Raw genomic sequence first — 21,912 nt, forward strand, 5'->3', positions numbered from 1 at the left:
GGACCGCGGGTCAGGTGCCAAGGCGGGCCATTTCGGCCTGGAATATCTCGGCGGTCCAGCGCCCGCCGTCCGGCGGCGCCACATCGGCTTCGTTCAGGCCGGCGACGATGCCGTCGAGATCGTGGACGCTGCGGTCGAACAGGCTTTCCAGCGCATCGCCCAGCGCCTTGGTATAGGGCGTCTCCTCCCAGTCGCGGCACTGACGGGGATAGTCGATCCCGGCGAGCGGGTGGATCATGCGCGGGCTGGTCATGCCGGTTCGGTCGTCGTTTTCCGGGACAGGCGCGACCCTAGCGGGCGGCCCTTTGCAGGTCAAAAGCTTTGGGGCCTCGTTGCGCTTCCGGGGTTACCGGAAGAAAACGGACCGCATCGTATCGGGCCGAATCGGCTGCGCTCACGCCGATTTGCGCGGACGAATGGCGCGCAGGGCGGAGGCTTCGTTCCGTTCCGCAAGCATGAGTTCATACCGGTCCTGGAGGTTCATCCAGCTCCGAGCGTCGGTGCCGAAGTACCGCGCCAGACGCAGCGCGGTCTCGGCGGTGATGCCGCGGCGACCGCGGACGATCTCGGCAATGCGCGCCGGTGTCACCCCGATCGCCTTCGCCAGCGCCGTGGCGGACAAGCCGAAAGGCTCCATAAAATCGTGCTTGAGAACTTCGCCGGGATGTACCGGTTCCAACAAGGTCATGTCGGTGTGTCCTCGATTGAGATCAGTAGTAATCGACGATCTCGGCATCCCAAGCGTCTCCATCGACGAAGCGGAAGCAGAGCCGCCATTGGTCATTGATCCGGATACTGTATTGGCCTTTCCGGTCGCCCCGCAGCGCCTCCAGACGGTTCCCGGGCGGAACCCGGAGAAAGTCCAGTGTTGCGGCGGCATCCAGTTGCGTGAGTTTGCGCTGCGCAACCCGCTCGAAGCCAACGAAACGCCGCACCCGATAGCCATTGGCAAGGCGCTCGGTGTCCTTACAGCGGAAGCTCCGAATCATACCTTCCAAAATATCGCATATCGGTATGCGATATGCAACCAAGCGCGGAGAGTCTTAAACCCGCTCGCCCGAAGACCCGACAGCGGGTTTCCGACCGTTGCTTCCGGAAGCCTTCACGGTATCTGAGGGGGGTGAGGAATCGCGCAGTGCAGAATTTTCCCTGGGAAGGAACCCGAATGCCATGACCGCCGTACGCCACACCCTCGAAGACGGCATTTTGACCGTCACCTTCGCCAACCCGCCGGAGGGGTTCTTCACCGGCGCGATGGCGGAGGAGTTGCTCGCCCTGCTGCCGGCGATGGCGGCGGACGATGTGCGGGCCGTGATCCTGCAAGGCGGCGTGCCGGGCGTGTTCATCTGGCACTATTCGGTCGCCGAACTGGCCGCGCTGTCCGATGCCCTGCGCGCCAGGGGCCGGCGCTTCGACGAGACGACGCCGGTCGACCACCACCCGATGAACCGGATCGCCGAAGGGCTGGAGGCGCTGCCGAAGCCGGTGGTCGCGGCGCTCAACGGCACGGCGATGGGCGGCGGCTGGGAACTGGCGATGGCCTGCGACCTGCGCATCGCCGAGGCCGGCGACCATGCCTACGGGCTGCCGGAAGCGCGGCTCGGCATCCTGCCCGGCGCCGGCGGCACCCAGCGGCTGGCCCGGCTGGTCGGCGAAGCGCGGGCGCTGGAAATGACCCTGCGCGGTCGCACCGTCGGCCCGGAGGAGGCGCTTGCGCTGGGCATGGTCCACGAGGTCGCGCCGGACGCCGCCGCGCGAGCCCGGGACATCGCCCGCGAACTGGCGCGCCGCCCGCCGCAGGCGCTCGCCCACATCAAGCGGCTGGTGCGCGCCGCCCTGCCGCCCGTCGACCCGGAGACGCTGCAGTTGGAAAGCCGCCTGTTTCTCGACCTCGCCGTCTCCGACGACGGCAACGCCCTGATGCGCCGGATGGTGGCGGAAGAGCTGGATATCCGGGAGGTGGAATAGAGTGGCGCGGCACGCCAAATGCCGTCATTCGAACCGAAGCGATCCGAAAGGATCGCGTAGTGGAGGAATCTCGTCGCCGGCGTCCGGTGCCTGTTTTTGAGGCCCAGCCGAGATCCCTCCACTCACTTCGCTCGGTCGGAATGACGAGGTGCGGCAGGGCGCCTTCGCCATGGCTGTCACACACAAATTGCCATAGCCGGTCTGGCTGCCCCTTCCCCGGCATTCGCTGCTCGACAATATTCCCGCCATGAACGCTCCGATCTCCCCCATCCACATCGTCGGCGGCGGCCTGGCGGGCTGCGAAGCGGCGTGGCAGGCGGCGATGGCCGGCGTTCCGGCGATCCTCCACGAGATGCGGCCGGAGCGTGGCACGGACGCGCACCAGACGGATACGCTCGCCGAGCTGGTCTGCTCGAACTCCTTCCGCTCGGACGACGCCGAAGCCAACGCCGTCGGCGTGCTGCACGCGGAGATGCGGCGCTGCGGCTCGCTCATCCTTGCGGCGGCCGACGAACACAAGGTGCCAGCGGGCGGCGCCCTGGCGGTCGACCGGGACGGCTTTGCTGCCGCGGTGCAGGCGCGGCTGGAGGCGCATCCGCTGGTCTCAATCCGGCGCGGCGAAGTCGCCGGCCTGCCGCCCGCCGAATGGGACACGGTCATCGTCGCGACCGGGCCACTGACTTCCCCGGCACTGGCGCAGGCGATCCTCGACCTGACCGGCGAGGACTCGCTCGCCTTCTTCGACGCCATCGCGCCCATCGTCCATGCCGATTCGATCGACGGGAGCGTCGCCTGGCGCCAGTCGCGCTACGACAAGCCGGGCCCGGGCGGCGACGCCAAGGCCTACATCAACTGCCCGCTGGACGAGGCGCAGTACGAAGGCTTCATCGACGCCCTGCTCGCCGGCGACAAGACCGAATTCAAGGACTGGGAGAAGGACACGCCCTATTTCGAGGGCTGCCTGCCGATCGAGGTCATGGCGGCGCGCGGCCGGGAGACCCTGCGCTTCGGCCCGATGAAGCCGGTCGGCCTGACCGACCCGCGCACCGGGCGGCGCGCCTACGCCGTCGTGCAACTGCGCCAGGACAATGCGCTCGGCACCCTGTTCAACATGGTCGGTTTCCAGACCAAGCTGAAACACGGCGCCCAGACCGAAATCTTCCGGACGATTCCGGGGCTGGAGAAGGCGCGCTTCGCCCGGCTCGGCGGCATCCACCGCAACACCTTCCTGAACAGCCCGAAACTGCTGGACGAAGGCCTGCGCCTGAAGGCCGATCCCCGGCTGCGCTTCGCCGGCCAGATCACCGGCGTCGAGGGCTATGTCGAGAGCGCGGCGATCGGCCTGCTCGCCGGGTGCATGGCGGCGGCCGAGCGGCTGGGACGGACCTTTGCGCCGCCGCCGGATACCACGGCGCTGGGCGCCCTGCTGCGCCACATCACCGGCGGCGCGGCGGCCGACAGTTTCCAGCCCATGAACGTCAATTTCGGCCTGATGCCGCCGCCGGTGCCGGCCGAAGGCAAACGCCTCAAGGGCCGCGCCCGCAAACAGGCCATGGCAGCGCGGGCGCTCGCAGACCTCGACCGCTGGCTCGCCGAATCGTCCGCGCACGCGGACTCCGGCGTCAAGGCAGCAATTTGATTATCGCCACCCCAAGACCGATCATGGCAGCCATTCCGCCGAACAGCCGCCAGGTCATGCGCGCTTCAAGCGCGGCGAGCGCGGCTTCCAGTTCCGGGCGCGTCACCGGCGCCCCTGCACCCGCAGCCCGCTGGCATGCATCGGCCATGGCTTCAGCCTGCCGGCGTTCTATCTCCTGCCGCTTCAAGGTCACGGGCAACGGCAAGGGCGTCGAAGGTCGTCATACGTCCAACATAGTCGGTTCGATCGGGACCGGCAACGGCACGGAGGGGAGCGGAGAAGGGGTGCAAGCGCCAGGCTCTTCCCAAGGCCACCGCCAAGCTATAATCCCTGTGCCGTAACGCGCCGCAAAGCCTGTGGACGCCGCGAACGGGAGCCGGACCATGCCCGCCGAAACCGGAACGGTCGAGACCTTCGACTACCGTCACAGCCCGCTGCCGGTGCGCGACGGTCTGGCGGCCTCGCAGCGGCGCGCCTGGGCCCGGCTGGGCGAGCCGGGCGAATGGTGGCCGGCCGCGATGCGCATCGCGATCGCCGAGGAGACCCGCGCGGCGCCCGACTGCGCCTTCTGCATCGAGCGCAAGGCGGCGCTCTCGCCCTATGCCGTCAGCGGGACGCACACCGCGGCGACCGGGTTACCGGAGGTGCTGGTCGAAGTCATCCACCGCATCCGCACCGATCCAGAGCGCCTGACCCGTCGGTTCTACGAGGATGCGCTGGCGGGCGGCCTGAGCGACGCGGAATATGTCGAGACCGTCGCCGTCATCGCCACGGTCGTCGCCGTCGACAGCTTCTGCGACGCCATGGGCCTGCCGCGCCACGCCCTGCCGGCGCCGGTGCCCGGCGAACCGCGCCGGCGGCGGCCCGCCGGGGCGAAAGACGGGCTGGCCTGGATGCCGACGGTCGCGCCCGAGGACCTGACCGGGGCGGAGGCCGGCATGTATGACGGACTGGCCGCCGTGAACATCCACCGGGCGCTCTCCCTCGTGCCGGCGGAGGTCGTCGGATTCTTCGATCTGGACGCCGAGCATTACCTGCCCGACGCGCAACTGCGCGATTTCGGTACCGAATACCGCGCGCTGACCCACGCCCAGATCGAGTTCCTCGCCGCCCGGGTTTCGGCGATCAACCAGTGCGTCTACTGAACCACCAGCCACGCGGTGCTGCTCCGGGGGAGCGGCGAGCATACCGGCGATGACTACGATCTGGCGGCCATCGTGCCCGACCGGGAGAAAGACGGCGGCAGCGGCAGCGGTGTTGCCGCGGCGGCGGCGCTGACCGCCTACGCCGACGCCTTCTTCGACGGCGGGCAGGACTTTGCCGCGGCGCGCGACCGGCTGCACGCGGAGATCGGCGGCGCAGCGCTGGTCGACGCCGCCAGCGTGCTCGCCATCTTCAACGCGGTCGTGCGGATCGCCGACGCGACCGGCATTCCGCTGGAAGACCAGAAAGCCGCGATGTCGGCGGATTTCAGGGACGCGCTGGGCATCGCCGACTACCCGTCAACGGCCGGCAAGTTCTGACGCCGCAACACGCCCGCACCTGTTGATCGGCGCAGGATTTTGACTAAATTCCTCTAAACTGCCGGATTCGGGATTTGTGTCCGAAAGGAGGGCCGCTATTGGTCCCTTGATGCCGCTGCCATGGCCGCATCGTCGAACGCCGGCAGACTCTCGAAGGAGCCGAATCCCTGCTTCACATACCACACGGAAAAATTGAGCATGGCTTCCGGCGACGGCGCGCTCGCGATGTCGACGAAATCGTACCGGCCCTGGGTGTAGTGGATCGAATCGAACTCGATCCCGAGCTCGCTGGCCTTGGCGCGCGCCAGCCTGATCCGCTCCTCGTGCCTGGTCAGCCATTCGTCGCTCTGCTTGCCGAGCAGCACATATTTCATGACAGTCTCCCTGTTGCGGGGCCCCCGGTCGTCGGGGGCCGGTCCGGGGCGAACCTAGGCGCGCACCGGCCGGGAAGGCAAGTTTGCGTTATGGCGCGCAACGCCGCTTCCTTTTCGGCGCGCCGGTCATGACGGATCATGACATTTCATGACCTCCCAATCCTCCTTTGTTACCCCGGACGGCGCGCAGCGGCGATCCGTGTGTGGACGCCTCCCTGGATGCAAGCAGTTTTTGGTCCGGTCCGGGTCATGCGGTCAGGTGCAGTCGTGTGTCCGGCCTCTGGATGCGGCGGTTGCTGCGCTGCGGGCCTGTATGGAGATACGCGGACCGGGTCCAATTCGGGGTCACGTGCTCTGGGGCACCCCGGATCGAGAATGGTTTTCCCGGTCCCGTCTCGTCGACCGTTTGCCCTTACCCGTCCTCCGACCTGCCCGCATCCCCGACGGCTGTCCGCACCGCCGCCGCCCGTTCTCAGGCGGCGGCCGGCGCGGGCGCCCGGTAGCTCTCCTGTTTGATCGTCAAGGCCCAGGCGATGCGCGCCATCCGGTTGGCGAGCGCGACCGCAACCAGCTTTCGCGGCTTGCGCGCCAGCATCCCGGCGAGCCACGGATCGTCAATCTTGCCGCGCCGCACCGCGTTCTGGATCACCGACATCGCCCCGACCACCAGCAGCCGGCGCAAGTCGCGCTGGCCCATCTTCGATATCCGGCCCAGCCGCGGCTTGCCGCCGGTCGAGTGCTGGCGCGGCACCAGGCCGAGCCAGGCCGCAAAGTCGCGGCCCCGCCCGAAGCCCTCCAGCGGCGGCGCGAACGCCTGGATCGCCAGCGCGCAGACCGGGCCGATCCCCGGCACGCTCATCAGCCGCACCGCGTCTTCGTCCCGGTACGCCTCGCTACGCACCTCCTTCTCCAGACCGGCGATCTTGTCGTCGAAGCCGGCGATCTGCCCGAGCAGCAGCCCGCCCAGCGCGCGCACCGCATCCGGCAGTTCCGCCGCCGGGTCGGCCAGCGCTTCGGCCAGCCGGCCGACATGGACCCGGCCCTTGGGCGCCACGATGCCGAACTCCGCCAGATGGCCGCGCAGGGCATTGATGGTCTGGGTGCGCTGGCGCACCAGGAGATCGCGCGTCCGGAACAGCATCATACGCGCCTGCTGCTCCCTGGTCTTGACCGCCACAAAGTTCATGGTCGGCCGCGACGCCGCCTCGCAGATCGCCGCGGCATCCGTCGCGTCGTTCTTCTGCCGCTTGACGTAGGGCTTGACATAAGACGGCGGCACCAGGCGCACCGTATGACCGAGACCGCCGATCTCCCGGCCCCAGTGGTGCGCCCCGCCGCACGCCTCCATCGCCACGACACAGCGCGGCTGCGCCGCCACGAAGCCGAGCAGCTTCGCCCGGCCCAGCTTGCGGCGGAACGCCACCGACCCGTCCGCCTGCATCCCGTGCAGCTGAAAGCTGTTCTTCGCCAGATCGATCCCGATCATGCTAACCTGTCCCATGGACGCCTCCTTCCTCGCTTGGCGTTTAACAACACCGCCAACCTGGCACATCGCGATGCCGTCGGCAGGAGGCGTCCACCCCATCGGGGTCCAGGGGCCGCCAGCCAACGTCTTTTGGGTCGCCCCTGGGCCCCGGCTCAAGGCCGGGGCGGCAAGGAGAGTGGAGACACAGGATCATGACGGATCATGACATTTCCCGACACATCCGCACCGGACCATGATTTCCCGCGCGCGCCGTGCCGTGGAGGTCGCATTACATTTCATGACATTTCCTGACATACCGCAGCATCCCTTCCGCCGAACGCCACACCGCCATGCCTGCTGACATCCACATCGAGCGCCGGGGCGAGATCCTGCTCCTGACCCTCGACAATCCCGAGACCCGCAACGCCATCGCCCGGGAGATTTACGAGAAGGCGACCGCGGCCATCGTCGACGCCGGCAGCGATCCGGCGGTGCGCGCCCTCGTGCTGACCGGGGCGAACGGCGTCTTCTGCTCCGGCGGCAATGTCGGCAACTTCCCGGAGCGGCGGAAGCAGCCGCGTTCGGTCAGCCTGGGCTCGGTCGGCCTGCTCCACGGCTGGATCAAGGCAATTCGCGCGTGTCCCAAGCCGGTGATCGCCGCGGTCGAGCGGGTTGCCGCCGGAGCCGGCGTCTCGCTCGCGCTGGCCTGCGACCTGATCGTGTCCTCGCGCGACGCCCGCTATGTCGTCGCCTACGTCAAGATCGGGCTCAGCCCCGACGGCGGCGCGACCGCTTCGCTGATGCGCCTGCTGCCGCGCCACCTTGTGACCGAGCTGTGCCTGTTCGGCGATCCGGTCGATGCGGAGACCCTGCACCGGCACGGGGTGATCAACCGGCTTACCGAACCGGGCGGAGCGCTGGACGAGGCGATGGCGCTGGCCGGCCGCCTCGCCGATGGGCCGCAGAACGCCATCGGCCGGATCAAGCGGCTGATCGACGCCGCGCCGGGCAACAGCTTCGGCGAACAGCTCGACATGGAAGGCGGCTTCATCGCCGATTCGTTCAGAGACGAGGAGACCCGGATCGGCTTCGAGGCATTCCTGAACAAGCAGAAGCCGGACTTCCGCAAGGCGGGCGGGTCGTGAGCGTCCTTCGAGACGGGGCTTCGAGACGCGATCCTGACGGATCGCTCCTCAGCCCCTCCTCAGGATGAAGAGAATATTGGTTCAACATTTTCAGCTTCATCCTGAGGAGGGCGTTGAGGAGGCGCGCCAGCGCCGTCTCGAAACGCCCGTCTCGAAGGACCGGCCCATTGTCGCAAACCGGTGACGGGCGGCGGACAGATGCGCCATAAGGGGCGCGACGCCCGATTGACGCATTGCGGAGGGAAACGGAAAGGATGCCCGGCAGCGACACCGTCGGCCTGAAGGCCTATGGCGCCTATGTCCCGCGGCTGCGGCTGAGCCGCAGGGAGATCGCCGAGGCCAACGCCTGGTTCAACCCGGCGATCAAGGGACTGGCCAAGGGCGAGCGCGCGATCTGCAACTGGGACGAGGACAGCCTGACCATGGCCGTCGAGGCCGCGCGCGACTGCCTGACCCCGGCGCGGCTCGATGAGGACGCGCCCGCCATCGCGGCGGTGACCTTCGCCTCGACCACCCTGCCCTTCGACGACCGGCAGAACGCCGGAATCCTCGCCACGGCGCTGAACTTCGACGAAACCGTCGTAACGATGGACTTCGCCGCCTCCCAGCGCGCCGGCACTTCCGGCCTGCTGAACGCCCTGCGTAATGCAGCGGCCGGCGATTCGCTGTTCGTCGCCGCCGACAAGCGCCGGACCCGGGCCTCGGGCCCGCAGGAATTGCAGTTCGGCGATGCCGCGGCGGCCTTTACCGTCGGGAGCGGCGATGTCGTCGCGGACTATCTCGGCGGGCACCAGCTTTCGACGGACTTCGTCGACCATTACCGCGGCGGCGATGCGAAATACGACTACAACTGGGAAGAGCGCTGGATCCGCGACGAGGGCTATTTCAAGATCGCCCCGCGCGCCATCGCGGCGGCGCTCGAAGCGACGGGCCTCGACGGCGGCGCCATCGACCGGTTCATCATGCCGGCCCTGATCCGCGGCGTGCCGCAGAAGGTGGCGGCCATGAGCGGCATCGCGCCCGACGCGGTGCGCGACACCCTCCAGGCGCAACTCGGCGAGGCCGGGACCGCCCATCCGCTGGTCATGCTGGTCGACTGCCTGCAGGAAGCGGAGCCCGGCGAGACGATCATGGTCGTCGGCTGGGGCCAGGGTTGCGACGTGCTGCTGTTCCGCACGACCGGCGCCCTCGCTTCGCTGCCACCGCGCCAGGGCGTGAAAGGGTATCTCGCCCGGCGCCGGGAGGAGACCAACTACAACCGCTATCTCAGCTTCAACGAGTTGCTGGAGCAGGACCGGGGCATCCGATCCGAAGTCGACGCGCCGACGGCGCTCAGCGCGCTCTACCGCAACCGCGACATGGTGCTCGGCTTCGTCGGCGGGAAATGCCGGATCTGCGGCACGGTGCAATATCCCAGGACCCGGGCCTGCGTCAGCCCGAACTGCGGCGCCTTCAACAGCCAGGACCCGCACCCCTTCGCCGAAATCCCGGCGACGGTGCAGAGCTGGACGGCCGACAACCTGACCTATTCGCCCGACCCGCCGGCCCATTTCGGCATGGTGGTGTTCGACGAGGGCGGCCGGCTGATGGCCGACATGACCGACGTCGCGCCCGGCGAGGTCGCGGTCGGCATGCCGGTGCGCATGGTGTTTCGCCGCCGTGCGGTCGACGACAAGCGCGGATTCATCAAGTATTTCTGGAAAGCGACGCCGGACCACACGGCGGAAGATGCAACGGGAGGCGCAACATGAGCCTGAGCGACGTCAAGGCCCTGACCTTCGATACCGGCGGCACGATCCTCGACTGGCACAGCGGTTTCCGGGACGCGCTCGCCGCCGCCGGCATGCGCCACGGCATCGCGCGGGACTGGCCGGCGCTGGCCAACGAACTGCGCCGCCGCGGCCTCAAGGCCATGCTCAACCTCGGCGAGCACGAACCGCCGGGCTACAATTTCGACGACGCCCACCGCTTCTCGCTGGAGGCCATCGCGCAGGAAAACGGGCTGGACGCCTTCACAGAGGAGGATTTCCACGCCATCGCCTGGGACGCGGCGCACAATTTCACATGCTGGCCGGACTTTCCGGCGGTGCAGCCGAAGCTGCGCGCGCGCTACCTGGTCTGCTCCTTCACCATCCTGTCCTACCGGCTGATCCTGGACACGGCGAAGCGCAACGGCCTGTCCTGGGACGCGGTGTTCAGCTGCGAGGGCATCGGCAAATACAAGCTGCTGCCGGAAGCCTACCTGACCGTCGCCGCGCGCCTCCAGCTCGAGCCGGGCGAATGCCTGATGGTCGCCTGCCACAATTTCGACCTCGACGCCGCCCGGGCGGTCGGCTTCAAGACCGCCTTCGTGCGCCGGCCCGACGAATGGGGGCCGGACGGCCCGCCTGACCCGGAACCGAATCCCGCCTGCGACATCGCCGTGGACAGCTTCCCGGAACTGGCCGAGGCGCTGGGGGTGAAGGTTTGAACTCCGTTTTCCCTCCCTCGTTATTCCGACCGAGCGCAAACCCCCGATCGTCATTCCGACCGAGCGAAGCGAGTGGAGGAATCTCGGCTCGAACCCGACGACAGGAACCGGAGTCTTGCGACGAGATTCCTCCACTCCGCCGCCCGGTGGGCGGCTCCGGTCGGAATGACGGGTAAGGTTTGCGGTTTCGTAGCAAGCCGGAATGACGGGATCGGGAGACGCGATGGAAAAGGGCGGCTTCGTTTACATGCTCGGGAGCCGGTCGGGTGTGCTGTATATCGGCGTGACCAACGATCTCGAACGCCGCCTGTCCGAGCACAAGTCCGGGTCGGTCGAAGGCTTTACGAAGAAGTACCGCGTGAATCGGCTGCTCTGGTGCGAGCGCTACGACCGGATCGAGGACGCAATCGCCCGCGAAAAGCAACTGAAGAACTGGCGGCGGGAGAAGAAAGCGCCGCTGATCGAACGGGAAAATCCGGACTACGCGGATATTTCAGAGGAATGGTATGAGAGCGCGGCAACGGTATGACTTGGCTTCACCAGCGGCGCATGGCGGCGTAGGTTAAGGCCGTCAGCCTGGCCGGCGGCACAGCAAGGACGAAGAACATGGCACGCGGCATCAAGGACAAGGTGGCCATTCTGGGCATGGGCTGCTCGAAGTTCGGCGAGCGGTGGGACATGAACGCCGAGGACCTGATCGTCGAGGCGGTCGAGGAATGCCTGGAGGACGCCGGGATCGAGCGCAGCCGGATCGACGCCGCCTGGTTCTCGACGGCGATCGAGGAACAGCATGTCGGCAAGTCCGGCGTGCCGCTCGCGGTCAGCCTGCGCCTGCCCTACATCCCGGTGACGCGGGTCGAGAACTACTGCGCGTCGGGCACCGAATCCTTCCGCGGCGCCTGCTATGCCGTGGCGTCGGGCGCAGCGGACATCGCGATGGCGGTCGGCGTCGAAAAACTGAAGGACACCGGCTATGGCGGCCTGCCCCAGCGCACCCGCGGCGCGGTCGCCGACATGGTCTGGCCGAACGCCTCGGCGCCGGGCAGTTTCGCCCAGCTGGCGACCGCCTATTCGGCCAAGCACGGCGTCGACCCCGGCGAACTCAAGACGGCGATGGCCCGGGTCTCGGTCAAGAGCCACGCCAACGGCGCCAAGAACCCCAAGGCCCATCTGCGCAAGGAAATCGACATCGATACCGTGCTGAACGCGCCGATGGTCGCTGAGCCGCTCGGCCTGTTCGACTGCTGCGGCGTCTCCGACGGTTCGGCCGCCGCCCTCGTGACCACACCGGAGATCGCCCGGAGCCTGGGCAAGACCGACCTGGTGAGCGTCAAGGCGCTGCAACTCGCCGTCTCGAACGGCCAGGAAGCGAGCCACAATTCCTGGGACGGCAGCTATTTCATGACCACGCGGCGCGCCGCCGAACGGGCCTACAAGGAAGCGGACATCCGCAGGCCGCGCGACGAAGTCAGCATGTTCGAGGTCCACGACTGCTTCTCGATCACCGAGCTGGTGACGATGGAAGACCTCTATCTCTCCGAGGAAGGCTCGGCCTGGAAGGACATTCTCGACGGCTTCTACGACGCCGACGGCAGGATCCCCTGCCAGATCGACGGCGGGCTGAAATGCTTCGGCCACCCGATCGGCGCCTCGGGCCTGCGCATGCTCTACGAGATGTATCTCCAGTTCCACGGCCGCGCCGGCGCGCGCCAGCTCGACGATCCGAAGATCGGCATGACCCACAATCTGGGCGGCTTCCCGCACCAGAACGTGTCCAGCGTTTCAATCGTCGGCCGCTACGACGCCTAAAGCCGCTGATACAACCGCCGCCAACGTGACACCGGACGATCCCCTGTTCGAGCATCGCTTCGCCGACCTGGGCGAAGTGCTGCTCCACTATGTGACCGCGGGCAGCGGGCCGCCGGTCGTGCTGCTGCACGGCTGGCCGCAGACCTGGTGGGAATGGCGCCACACCATTCCCGCGCTCGCCGGGCGCTATACCGTGATCGCGCCGGACATGCGCGGCCTGGGCGACAGTTCGCGCCCGCCCGGCGGCTACGACAAGCGGACTGTAGCGGCGGACATTTGGCGCCTGATGCACGAGCATCTCGGCCACGACGCGTTCATGCTGGTGGGCCACGACTGGGGCGGCCCGGTCGCCTATGCGCTCGCCGCCGCCCATCCGGAGGCGGTGCGCAAGCTGGCGGTCCTCGACGTCACCGTGCCCGGCTGCGGCGGCGATTTCTCCCAGGGCGGGCGGCGCTGGCACCACCAGTTCCACCTGACGCCGGACCTGCCCGAAGCCCTGGTGACCGGGCGCGAGGCCGACTATCTCGGCTGGTTCTACCGTACCTTCGCCTACCGGCCCGACGCCATCGGCCCGGCCGACATCGCCGAATATCTGCGCACCTATACGCAGCCGGGGGCCCTGCGCGCCGGCTTCGCCTATTACCGCGCGCTGCCCGAGGATGCGGCGGCCAATGCCGAGGCCATCGCCCGCTTCAAGCTGCCGATGCCGGTGCTCGCGCTGGGCGGCGCGGTCAGCTATCCGCACGGCCGCGGGCGCGGGACGGAGACGGAAGACTCGCTGCGCCGGGTCGCGGACAACGTGACCGGCGGCGCGATCCCGGATTGCGGCCACTTCATCCCGGAAGAAGCACCGAATGTCCTGAACGCCCGGCTGCTGGACTTCTTCGCCGACTGACTACCGGCCGTGCGGCCGCCTCGAAAGGGATTCCTCTGTGAAAAAGGCGCCGACCGAATCCCCCTCCCCTTGGGGGAGGGGTTAGGGGAGGGGTCGCTTGCCGCCGCGCCAATGTCCGATCCCCGCACCGCAACAGAGGCCGCATACCCCTCCCCCTGACCCCCTCCCCCAAGGGGGGGGGAGGTGTTGACTTCGGTGGTATGGAACATTATATGAACATACCAACGGCAGTGCGGGCGGGCCGGCGGCAAAAAAACATGGTGGAAAGACCGGTCTGTTTTATTTTACACCTAGCTGAAAACGGCGGAAATCTGCGGTTGACGGGGCATGAAGAAATTGAATGATCGCTCAAGAATAAGGGGAAATAGTCCTAGATCGTGCTAACCGTACAGCCGGACGCTAAAGCGGCCGGGTCGCCTCTTCCAGCCAGGCCGCGGTTTCCGGATCGACCAGCGGTCCGATCGTCTCGCGGACCCGGGCGTGGTAGCCGTCGACCCAGCCCGTTTCGTCCGCCGTGAGAAGGTCGCGGTCGATCAGGGCGCGGTCGATCGGCGCCAGGGTCAGGGTCTCGAAGCCGAGCATCGGCCGCTCGGCGCCGGGGACCTCGACCTCCTGCACCGCGACCAGGTTCTCGATGCGGATGCCGTATTCACCGGTCCGGTAATAGCCGGGCTCGTTGGAGACGATCATGCCGGGCTTCAGGGCGATGCTGTTGGGCAGCTTCGAGATGCGCTGCGGCCCTTCGTGGACCGAGAGGTAACTGCCGACGCCGTGGCCGGTGCCGTGGTCGTAGTCCAGCCCGTCGGCCCACAGCGCCATGCGGGCCAGGGCGTCGATCTGGCTGCCGGTCGTCCCCTCCGGGAACCGCGCGGCCGCGAGCGCGATGTGGCCTTTGAGCACCAGGGTGAAATGCCGGCGCATTTCGGCAGTCGGCGCGCCGATGGCGACCGTCCGGGTCACGTCGGTCGTGCCGTCGGCATACTGGCCGCCGGAATCGACCAGGTAGAGCGCGCCCGGCTCCAGCCGGCGGTTGGTCTCCGGCGTCACCCGGTAGTGCACGATGGCGCCGTTCGGGCCGGCGCCGGAGATCGTGTCGAAACTCAGGTCGCGCAGCAGGTTGGACTCGCGCCGGAAGCCCTCCAGCCGGTCGGCGGCAGCGATTTCGTCGACCGCACCGCCCGGCGCCTCCCGGGCCAGCCAGGCGAGGAAGCGGGTCAGCGCCGCGCCGTCGCGCCGGTGGGCGTTGCGCGCGCCCTCCAGTTCGACGGCGTTCTTGCACGCCTTGGGCAACTGGCACGGGTCGGCGCCGCGCTCGACAAGGGCGCCTGCCGCGTCCAGCACCTGAAAGATCCGGTCGGCCGCGCTCGCCGGATCGGCCAGCACCTTGCGGCCGGCGAAGCCGCCCAGCGCCGCTTCGAACGCATCCGGCGGCTCAAGGGCAATATCGCCGCCCAGATGGTCCGCCAGCGCCGCATCGATTTTGCCGGCCGGGGCAAACAGGGCGACCGTGGCGTCGTTGCGCAGGATGGCGAAGGAGAGCGGAAACGGCGTGCGCGGCACGTCGCGGCCCCGGATATTGAGCAGCCAGGCGATCGAATCCGGCAGGGTGAGCATAGCGGCCTCGACGCCGCGTTCGGCGAGCTTTTCCGCCAGCGCCGCGCGCTTGTCGGCCGAAGTCTCGCCGGCCAGTTCCGGCGGATGGATTTCGAACGGAGCATCCGGCTTGGCCGGCCGGTCTTCCCAGAGCCGGTCGATCGGGTTCTCCGTCACCGGCGCAAGCTCCGCGCCGACCGCCTCGCAGGCGGCGCGCAGCCGCGCCGCGCCCTCGGCGGTGTGCAGCCACGGATCGTAGCCGAGCCGCCCGCCGCCGCTCAGCGATTCGCGCAGCCAGGCCGCGGCCGGTTCGTCGGTGATGTGGCGGACCTCGAACACCGCCGGATCGATCTGGTCTCCGACCTGCAATGTGTAGCGCCCGTCGACGAAGATCGCCGCCTTCTGCGCCAGCACGATCGCCAGACCCGCCGAGCCGGTGAAACCGGTCAGCCATGCCAGGCGTTCGGCATGGGGCGGCACATATTCGCCCTGATGCGCGTCGGCGCGCGGGACCACGAACCCCTGGAGGCCGTCCTGCGCCAGCAAGGCGCGCAGGGCGGCCACGCGCCCGGCGGTCCGGTGAGTTGAATCCGGGGACGTCATGCGCGATTACCGGCGACGCGGTAGGGCGCGTCGGGGCCTTTTGAAGGGGTGGAGATATGCAACATGCGCATGGCAGACGAGGGTTTCGGTCGATTGTGCCGGTTCCGGCGCGCCTCATTTGACGGGCAGGACAACAGGTTCCACCCAACGAAGGTCCCCGGACAATGTTTCCGACAATGTTTCTATCGAAATCGACCCGGAGCGTCACGGGTTTCGACGAACTGGCGGTGCGCCGCGACGCCGCCGCCCTGCGCGCCCGGTTCCTGCGCTCGTATGCCCTCGGCGCATGGAACGCTCTGCGGCGGCTCTTCTCCCGCCAGACGCCGCGCGGCATAGTTTACGCCCGGGAGGTACGGGTGCCGCGCCGGCAATGGTTCAGCGAAGCCTCAGCCGGTAGCTGGACCACGACCCCCTGACGAGCCGACGCTCGAGCCGGAAACCGGCGGCCCGGTAGCGGCAGAGCACGCGGTTTTCCTGGTTCGACAGGATTCCGGACAGGATCAGTTGCCCGCGCCGCGCGACGGCGCCGCGCAATTCCGGCGCAATGTCGGCCAGCGGGCCCGCCAGGATGTTCGCGATGACCAGGTCGAACGGTTGCTCGCGGCGCACCGGGTCGAGGCCGCGGCCGCAGCGCGCGTCGATCCGGGGCAGGTGGCCATTGCGCACGGCGTTGGCCCGGACCGTCCGCACGGCGACCGGGTCGACATCTGTCGCAACGACCGGACATTTCCAAAGCTGCGCCGCCGCCAGGGCGAGAATGCCGGACCCCGCACCGAGGTCGAGGATACGCCGCGGTCGCCGCGTCCGCGCGATCTCCTCCAGCAGCAGCAGGCAGCCCTGCGTCGTCTCGTGCCGGCCCGAGCCGAAGGCCGGCCCGGCGTCGACATAGAGATCCAGCAAATGCGACCGCGGCGCTTCGCTGCGCCGGTGCTCCGGGACGATGCGGAAGCGCCCGACTGCGATCTCCGTCAGGCCCGCCCGGTTCTCGGCCAGCCAGTCGCGCGGTTCGAGGCGGGCGATCTCGACAGCGGGCGCCAGTACGCCAAGGGCTTCGGCGGCAAGCGCCAGCCCGGCCTCGAACGGCACCGCGGCGGGTTCGCTGTCGAACAGGGCTTCGAGCGTCCATTCCTTGCCAGGTCCGCCTGCCCGCACCCGGGCGACCGAAAGCGCCGATTGGAACAGGGGTTCCGAAGCATCGACCAGTTGCCGGCTTCCGGAGAACCGCAGTTGCCACAGGTCGGGCCGCTCCGCGGAAACCGGGCCGGTCAACGGGCGGCTTCCCAGTCCCCGCGGGTCAGCCGGTAGACCAGGAAAGCCGGCGGTTCGAGGCGGATCATCTCCTTCTCGAAGGTCAGGCCGGCCTTTTCCATCACGCGCAAGGAGCCCGGATTGTCCGGCAGGGTGAAGGAGACGATGCTGTCGACGCCGAGCGTCCCGAAGGCGAAATCGACCACCGCGACCGCCGCCTCGGTACCGTAGCCCCGGCCCCAGACCGCCGGCTCGAAGGCGTAGAGCAGTTCGATCTCGTCGCGGTTGTCGAGATAGTAGTGGCGCAGGCCGCTGCGCCCGACGGTCCGGCCGCCCGCCTTCTCGCTGAACATCCACTGGCCGTAGCCCATGCGCTGCCAGTGCTCGACCGCGCCGCGCACGAACTGCTCGCTGCGGTCGAGCGTCCACGAGCCGCCGATATGCTCGGCCACCGCCTCGGCCCGGTGCAGCGCCTGCAGCTGCGCGACATCGTCCAGCGATATCGGCCGGGCGGTCAGGCGGGCGGTTTCGAGGCGGTGCGGCGTGGACATCCGGAAAGACTGGCACAGCCTTCCCGGGGGTCAAGCGACTCGGACCAAGGAGCCCTGCGGCGTGGCGCTTTGCCTACCCCAACGCGCCCATCTTCGCGGCGGTGTCGCTCATGCGGTTGGAGAAGCCCCACTCGTTGTCGTACCAGCTGAGCACGCGGACGAACCGGCCCTCGATCACCTGGGTCTGGGTCAGGTCGAAGGTCGAGCTGGCCGGGTTGTGGTTGAAGTCGGCGGAGACCAGCGGCGCCTCGCTGGTCGCCAGCACGCCGGCGAGCGGTCCTTCCGCGGCCGCGACGACGGCGCCGTTGACCTCCTCCACCGTGGTGTCGCGCGGCGCGGTGAAGGTGAAGTCGATCAGCGAGACGTTCGGCGTCGGCACGCGGATCGATGTGCCGTCCAGCTTGCCGTTCAGCTCCGGCAGGACGAGGCCGACCGCGCGGGCCGCGCCGGTCGAGGTCGGGATCATCGAGACCGCCGACGCCCGGGCCCGGCGCAGGTCCTTGTGCAGGGTATCGACCGACGGCTGATCGCCGGTGAAGGCGTGGATCGTCGTCATGAAGCCGCGCTCGATGCCGATGGCGCCGTGCAGCACATGGGCGACCGGCGCCAGGCAGTTGGTGGTGCAGGAGGCGTTCGAGACGACGGTATGGCCGGCCTCCAGCCGGTCGTCGTTGACGCCGTAGACCACCGTCAGGTCCGCGCCGCTGGCCGGCGCCGAGACCAGGACCTTCTTCGCCCCGGCGGCCAGATGGGCGCCCGCCCTTTCCCGGCTGGCGAACAGGCCGGTGCATTCCATCACAACATCGATATCGAGGTCGCCCCAGGGCAGCCGGGCCGGGTCGCGCTCGGACAGGACCTTCACCCGGCCGCGCCCGGCGTCCATCCAGTCCTCGCCGGTCTCGATCCGCCCGGGCAGGGTACCGTGCACCGAATCGTATTGCAGCAGGTGGGCGCTGGTCGCGACCGGCCCGAGATCGTTGATCGCGACGAACGCGACATCCGTCCGCCCGGACTCCAGCGCCGCCCGGTAGACCAGCCGGCCGATCCGGCCGAAGCCGTTGATGGCAACCCTTACAGCCATGGTTTCTCCTGTCTGCTTCCGTCCGAACGGCCGGCTCAGTCCCGGCCGGCGACAACCGTCCTGGCCGCTTCGGCAAGCGCCGCGGCCGTGATGCCGAAATGCTCGTAGAGCCGGGGCGCCGGGGCGGAGGCGCCGAAGCTCCCCATCCCGACAAAGCTGCCGTCCTCTCCGGTCCAGCGTGTCCAGCCGAAGCCGGACGCCGCCTCGCAGGCGATCCGGGGCGCATCGCCCAGCACGGCGGCGCGATAGTCGTCGGGCTGGCGCTCGAACAACTCCCAGCACGGCAAGGACACCACGGCGGCTTCGATGCCCTCCCCTTTCAGCAGCGCCTGCGCCTCGACGGCGATCGAAACCTCGGAGCCGGAGGCGAGCAGGGTCGCCTGCCGGTCCCCGCCGGACCCGGCAATGACATACGCCCCGCGCGCGCAGGCGTTCTCTGCCCGGTGATCGGTGCGCAGGGTCGGCAGGCCCTGCCGGGTCAGCGCCAGGACGGAGGGGGTCTCGCGCGCCTGGAGCGCCAGTTCCCAGCATTCCGCCACCTCGACGGCGTCGCACGGGCGGAAGACGTTGAGGTTGGGCATGGCGCGCAGGGCGGCCAGATGCTCGACCGGCTGATGGGTCGGCCCGTCCTCGCCGAGCCCGATGCTGTCGTGGGTCATCACATAGATCACCCGCTGCTCCATCAGGGCCGACAGGCGGATCGCCGGCCGGGCATAGTCGGTGAAGACGAGGAAAGTGCCGCCATAGGGAATCAGCCCGCCGTGCAGCGCCATGCCGTTCATCGCCGCCGCCATGCCGTGTTCGCGGACGCCGTAGCGGATATAGCCGCCCGAGAAATCGCCCGCGGCGATGTCGCTGTGCATAGCGGTGCGGGTGTTGTTGGACCCCGTGAGGTCGGCCGAACCGCCGGCCAGCTCGGGGACGGCCTGCGTGAGCCGGTCCAGGACTTTGCCGGACGCCTGGCGCGTCGCCATCTTCGGCGCCTCGGCGGCAAACTGCTGCTTGAGCGCGTTGACGGCATCGCCGAGGCCCGCGGGCAGCGCACCGTCCGCCACCCGCCGGAACGCCGCGCGGACCCTCTCATCGGCCGCGGCCAGCCGCGCTTCCCAAGCGTCGGCGTTGGCCGCACCGCGGGCGCCGGCCGTCCGCCATGCTTCCGCAACCTCGGCGGGAATTTCGAACGGCGGATGGCGCCAGTCGAGCCGCTCGCGGGCCCCGGCGATTTCTTCGTCGCCGAGGGGCGCGCCGTGGGTCGCCGCCGTGCCGGCCTTGGTCGGCGCGCCGTAGCCGATTACCGTCCTGCAGGCGATCATCGAGGGCCGGCTATCTTCGCAGGCCGCCTGCATGGCGGCGGCCAGCGCAGCGGGATCGTGCCCGTCGACCGTCTGGACGTGCCAGCCGCAGGCCTCGAAGCGCCCGGCCTGGTCGTCGGATGTCGCGAGGCCGGTCGGCCCGTCGATGGAAATTTCGTTGTCGTCGAACAGGACGATCAGCCGGCCGAGCCCGAGATGGCCGGCCAGCGTGATCGCCTCCTGCGAAATGCCCTCCATCAGGCAGCCGTCGCCGGCGACCGCCCAGGTCCGGTGATCGACCAGATTGTCGCCGAAGCGTGCATTCATCATGCGTTCGGCCAGCGCCATGCCGACGGCGTTGGCCAGCCCCTGTCCGAGCGGCCCGGTCGTCGTCTCGATGCCCGGCGCCGCGCCGTATTCCGGATGCCCGGCGGTGCGGCTGTGCAACTGCCGGAAATTGCGTAACTCCGCCATCGTCATGTCCGGATAGCCGGTCAGATGCAGCACGGCATAGAGCAGCATCGAGCCGTGCCCGGCCGAGAGCACGAAACGGTCGCGGTCCGGCCAGTCGGGCCGCCGCGGATCGAATTTCAGGAATTGCGTGAACAGGACGGTCGCCGCGTCCGCCATGCCCATCGGCATTCCCGGATGGCCGCTCTTTGCGGCCTGTACCGCATCCATGGCGAGCGCACGAATGGCGTTGGCCATCCGGTCGTGCGGCACGGAAACAGAGCTATCTGACATGGGCGAGCCACCGGGCGGTGAGGACGGACCGGCCGCCCGAAGAAATGCCGCCTGGCCGTTCGAGGCTGGGGCGAAAGACGGAAATCCGCATCCGGAACCGGGGCCGACAATGCAGCCGCAGCCCGGTATCGTCAACCGCGCGCACCCGTCGCAGGGGCCGTCTCAAGGGCGATTGACCGGCTGGTCCGATTTTCCTATTGTGACATGTGAGGCGGTGCCCGTAACGGCCGGAAACGTAACAAGAATACTCCTACTCCATTTCGCAATCGCAGTCTGCTGGCTTCACCCATGTCCCGAATCGAAAAAGCTCAGGAACGTTTGGCGCGCGCGGTGGCTCGGCTCGAACGCGCCCGGAATACCCAATCCGAACGCCTCGCCGAAATGAAGGAGGCGCTGAATGTGGAACCGGGCGCCGGACCGAACGCCGGCGACATCAGCGACCTGATCCATGCCCTGGAAGAGGCGCAACGCGAGAATGCAGCACTGGTCGCCGAGCGTGAAGCCGTGGCGGACCGGGTCGACGCAATCCTCGGCAACGTGCGCCGGGCGGCGGGTATCAACGACAACGAACGCGCCGGGAGCGGCCCATGAGCGACGTGACGCTGACGATCAACCGCCGCCCCTACAAGGTCGCCTGCGAGGACGGCCAGGAAGACCATTTGCGCGGCCTGGGCCGTCTTGTCGAAGCGCGGGTCGGTGAACTGGTCGAATCGATGGGACAGATCGGCGATCAACAGCTGCTCGTGATGGCGAGCCTGCTGTTCGCCGACGATGCCAAAGGCGCACGCGATGCCCTGAAAGCGGCGCAGGACAAGGCGGATGCCTTGAGCGCCGGGAAAAGGGCGGAGGACGAGGCCGCAGGCGCCATCGAAGACCTGGCGGCCAGGATCGAGGCACTGGCCGGCGCGATCGAGAAAGACTGACGCGTTTGTCCGCAACCGTCGCGGCGGCGAAACGGGCGCTGCGCCGCTGCGCGCTGGCGCAGCGCGGGCTCCTCGACGCTCCGGAGGCCGCGGGGGCCGCAGCGGCGCATCTGCTCCAGGCCGTCGACATCGCGCCCGGCAACACAGTGGCCGGCTATGCGGCGATGCGCGGCGAGCTGGACCCCCGCCCGGCCCTGCTCGCGCTCGAAGCCAGAGGCTGCCGGACCGTTCTGCCGCATACGACGGGCAAGGGCGAACCGCTCCGCTTCCTGGAGGCGCCGGGCGGCGTCGCCGGGAGCACCGACGCGCTCGGGATCGCCGCCCCGCCGGCATCGGCGGCGGAGTTCGACCCCGATCTTCTTCTGGTGCCGCTCGCCGCGTTCGACCGACGGGGCTACCGGCTGGGCTACGGCGGTGGATTCTACGACGCGGCGCTCGCCCGGCTGCGCGCCGAAGGCACGATAACAGCCGTCGGATGGGCCTTTGCGGCGCAGGAAGTCGAAGCCGTGCCCGCCGAACCGCACGACGCCAGGCTCGACTGGATTGTCACCGAACGGGAAGCCATCTACATCTCGGCCTGATCTTCCCG

Annotated in this window: 24 protein-coding genes; 13 read left to right on the forward strand and 11 right to left on the reverse strand. The window is 68.7% G+C overall.

Annotated elements, in window-relative coordinates; genetic code table 11:
• Window positions 1–10 precede the first annotated feature (10 nt).
• The 3 genes from OXM58_20245 to OXM58_20255 all read right to left on the reverse strand — a co-directional run bounded on the left by OXM58_20245 (window position 11) and on the right by OXM58_20255 (window position 989).
• The gene (locus OXM58_20245) at window positions 11–253 is read right to left on the reverse strand and encodes a hypothetical protein (GenBank protein ID MDE0150694.1); all 243 of its coding nucleotides are present in this window, start codon (window positions 251–253) and stop codon (window positions 11–13) included.
• Between the two features lie 141 nt (window positions 254–394).
• Entirely contained in the window at window positions 395–688 is a 294-nt protein-coding gene (locus tag OXM58_20250; protein ID MDE0150695.1) for a HigA family addiction module antitoxin, read from the reverse strand.
• A gap of 22 nt (window positions 689–710) precedes the next feature.
• Window positions 711–989 (reverse strand): type II toxin-antitoxin system RelE/ParE family toxin, encoded by a 279-nt coding sequence (locus OXM58_20255; GenBank protein ID MDE0150696.1) that lies wholly within the window; start codon window positions 987–989, stop codon window positions 711–713.
• Between the two features lie 181 nt (window positions 990–1,170).
• Between OXM58_20255 and OXM58_20260 the strand changes: the two genes are divergently transcribed.
• Window positions 1,171–1,968, forward strand: coding sequence for an enoyl-CoA hydratase-related protein (locus tag OXM58_20260; GenBank protein MDE0150697.1), 798 nt, complete (start codon window positions 1,171–1,173; stop codon window positions 1,966–1,968).
• 247 nt (window positions 1,969–2,215) lie between these two features.
• Window positions 2,216–3,607, forward strand: coding sequence for a methylenetetrahydrofolate--tRNA-(uracil(54)-C(5))-methyltransferase (FADH(2)-oxidizing) TrmFO (gene trmFO / locus OXM58_20265; protein MDE0150698.1), 1,392 nt, complete (start codon window positions 2,216–2,218; stop codon window positions 3,605–3,607).
• Here trmFO and OXM58_20270 read toward each other — a convergent pair.
• Window positions 3,591–3,755, reverse strand: coding sequence for a hypothetical protein (locus OXM58_20270; protein ID MDE0150699.1), 165 nt, complete (start codon window positions 3,753–3,755; stop codon window positions 3,591–3,593). The two genes, trmFO and OXM58_20270, sit on opposite strands and share 17 nt — an antisense overlap.
• A 235-nt stretch (window positions 3,756–3,990) precedes the next feature.
• Between OXM58_20270 and OXM58_20275 the strand changes: the two genes are divergently transcribed.
• Entirely contained in the window at window positions 3,991–5,130 is a 1,140-nt protein-coding gene (locus tag OXM58_20275; GenBank protein ID MDE0150700.1) for an alkylhydroperoxidase-related (seleno)protein, read from the forward strand.
• 95 nt (window positions 5,131–5,225) lie between these two features.
• Here the strand turns inward: OXM58_20275 and OXM58_20280 are convergent, their stop codons facing one another.
• Window positions 5,226–5,504: a GYD domain-containing protein gene (locus OXM58_20280; protein MDE0150701.1), complete on the reverse strand. Its 279-nt coding sequence runs from the start codon at window positions 5,502–5,504 to the stop codon at window positions 5,226–5,228.
• Between the two features lie 472 nt (window positions 5,505–5,976).
• Window positions 5,977–7,005 (reverse strand): IS110 family transposase, encoded by a 1,029-nt coding sequence (locus OXM58_20285; protein MDE0150702.1) that lies wholly within the window; start codon window positions 7,003–7,005, stop codon window positions 5,977–5,979.
• A gap of 314 nt (window positions 7,006–7,319) precedes the next feature.
• On the opposite strand from OXM58_20285, the gene OXM58_20290 reads away from it, so the two are divergent.
• The 6 genes from OXM58_20290 (at window position 7,320) to OXM58_20315 (ending at window position 13,288) form a co-directional block, all read left to right on the forward strand.
• A complete protein-coding gene (locus OXM58_20290) occupies window positions 7,320–8,114 on the forward strand; it encodes an enoyl-CoA hydratase (protein MDE0150703.1) in 795 nt (264 codons plus the stop codon).
• A gap of 254 nt (window positions 8,115–8,368) precedes the next feature.
• Entirely contained in the window at window positions 8,369–9,865 is a 1,497-nt protein-coding gene (locus OXM58_20295) for an OB-fold domain-containing protein (protein ID MDE0150704.1), read from the forward strand.
• Window positions 9,862–10,584, forward strand: coding sequence for a haloacid dehalogenase type II (locus OXM58_20300; GenBank protein MDE0150705.1), 723 nt, complete (start codon window positions 9,862–9,864; stop codon window positions 10,582–10,584). The genes OXM58_20295 and OXM58_20300 overlap by 4 nt, the downstream gene beginning before the upstream one ends.
• A 202-nt stretch (window positions 10,585–10,786) precedes the next feature.
• Complete coding sequence (locus OXM58_20305) at window positions 10,787–11,113, forward strand: GIY-YIG nuclease family protein (protein MDE0150706.1); 327 nt, start codon at window positions 10,787–10,789, stop codon at window positions 11,111–11,113.
• 77 nt (window positions 11,114–11,190) lie between these two features.
• Window positions 11,191–12,393, forward strand: coding sequence for an acetyl-CoA acetyltransferase (locus OXM58_20310; protein MDE0150707.1), 1,203 nt, complete (start codon window positions 11,191–11,193; stop codon window positions 12,391–12,393).
• Between the two features lie 25 nt (window positions 12,394–12,418).
• On the forward strand, window positions 12,419–13,288 hold the full coding sequence (locus OXM58_20315) for an alpha/beta hydrolase (protein ID MDE0150708.1): 870 nt from the start codon (window positions 12,419–12,421) through the stop codon (window positions 13,286–13,288).
• Between the two features lie 399 nt (window positions 13,289–13,687).
• Here OXM58_20315 and OXM58_20320 read toward each other — a convergent pair whose 3' ends face one another.
• Complete coding sequence (locus tag OXM58_20320) at window positions 13,688–15,484, reverse strand: aminopeptidase P family protein (GenBank protein MDE0150709.1); 1,797 nt, start codon at window positions 15,482–15,484, stop codon at window positions 13,688–13,690.
• A gap of 176 nt (window positions 15,485–15,660) precedes the next feature.
• Here OXM58_20320 and OXM58_20325 point away from each other — a divergent pair, with 176 nt between their 5' ends.
• Window positions 15,661–15,900 (forward strand): hypothetical protein, encoded by a 240-nt coding sequence (locus OXM58_20325; protein ID MDE0150710.1) that lies wholly within the window; start codon window positions 15,661–15,663, stop codon window positions 15,898–15,900.
• Here the strand turns inward: OXM58_20325 and OXM58_20330 are convergent.
• The 4 genes from OXM58_20330 to tkt all read right to left on the reverse strand — a co-directional run bounded on the left by OXM58_20330 (window position 15,860) and on the right by tkt (window position 20,400).
• A complete protein-coding gene (locus tag OXM58_20330; protein ID MDE0150711.1) occupies window positions 15,860–16,753 on the reverse strand; it encodes a 50S ribosomal protein L11 methyltransferase in 894 nt (297 codons plus the stop codon). The genes OXM58_20325 and OXM58_20330 overlap by 41 nt on opposite strands.
• Window positions 16,750–17,283: a GNAT family protein gene (locus OXM58_20335; GenBank protein ID MDE0150712.1), complete on the reverse strand. Its 534-nt coding sequence runs from the start codon at window positions 17,281–17,283 to the stop codon at window positions 16,750–16,752. Before OXM58_20335 ends, OXM58_20330 begins: the two co-directional genes overlap by 4 nt.
• A 73-nt stretch (window positions 17,284–17,356) precedes the next feature.
• Window positions 17,357–18,364, reverse strand: a complete 1,008-nt coding sequence (gap, locus tag OXM58_20340; protein ID MDE0150713.1) for a type I glyceraldehyde-3-phosphate dehydrogenase — start codon at window positions 18,362–18,364, stop codon at window positions 17,357–17,359.
• 35 nt (window positions 18,365–18,399) lie between these two features.
• Entirely contained in the window at window positions 18,400–20,400 is a 2,001-nt protein-coding gene (gene tkt, locus OXM58_20345) for a transketolase (protein ID MDE0150714.1), read from the reverse strand.
• 330 nt (window positions 20,401–20,730) lie between these two features.
• Between tkt and OXM58_20350 the strand changes: the two genes are divergently transcribed.
• From OXM58_20350 to OXM58_20360, 3 genes are read left to right on the forward strand one after another with little or no spacing between them, the layout of a single operon-like run.
• Window positions 20,731–20,991 (forward strand): hypothetical protein, encoded by a 261-nt coding sequence (locus OXM58_20350; protein ID MDE0150715.1) that lies wholly within the window; start codon window positions 20,731–20,733, stop codon window positions 20,989–20,991.
• Window positions 20,988–21,323, forward strand: a complete 336-nt coding sequence (locus OXM58_20355; protein ID MDE0150716.1) for a cell division protein ZapA — start codon at window positions 20,988–20,990, stop codon at window positions 21,321–21,323. The genes OXM58_20350 and OXM58_20355 overlap by 4 nt, the downstream gene beginning before the upstream one ends.
• Window positions 21,324–21,328: 5 nt before the next feature.
• Complete coding sequence (locus OXM58_20360; protein ID MDE0150717.1) at window positions 21,329–21,904, forward strand: 5-formyltetrahydrofolate cyclo-ligase; 576 nt, start codon at window positions 21,329–21,331, stop codon at window positions 21,902–21,904.
• Window positions 21,905–21,912: the final 8 nt, after the last annotated feature.

This window comes from Rhodospirillaceae bacterium (assembly GCA_028819475.1).
Taxonomy (GTDB): domain Bacteria; phylum Pseudomonadota; class Alphaproteobacteria; order Bin65; family Bin65; genus Bin65.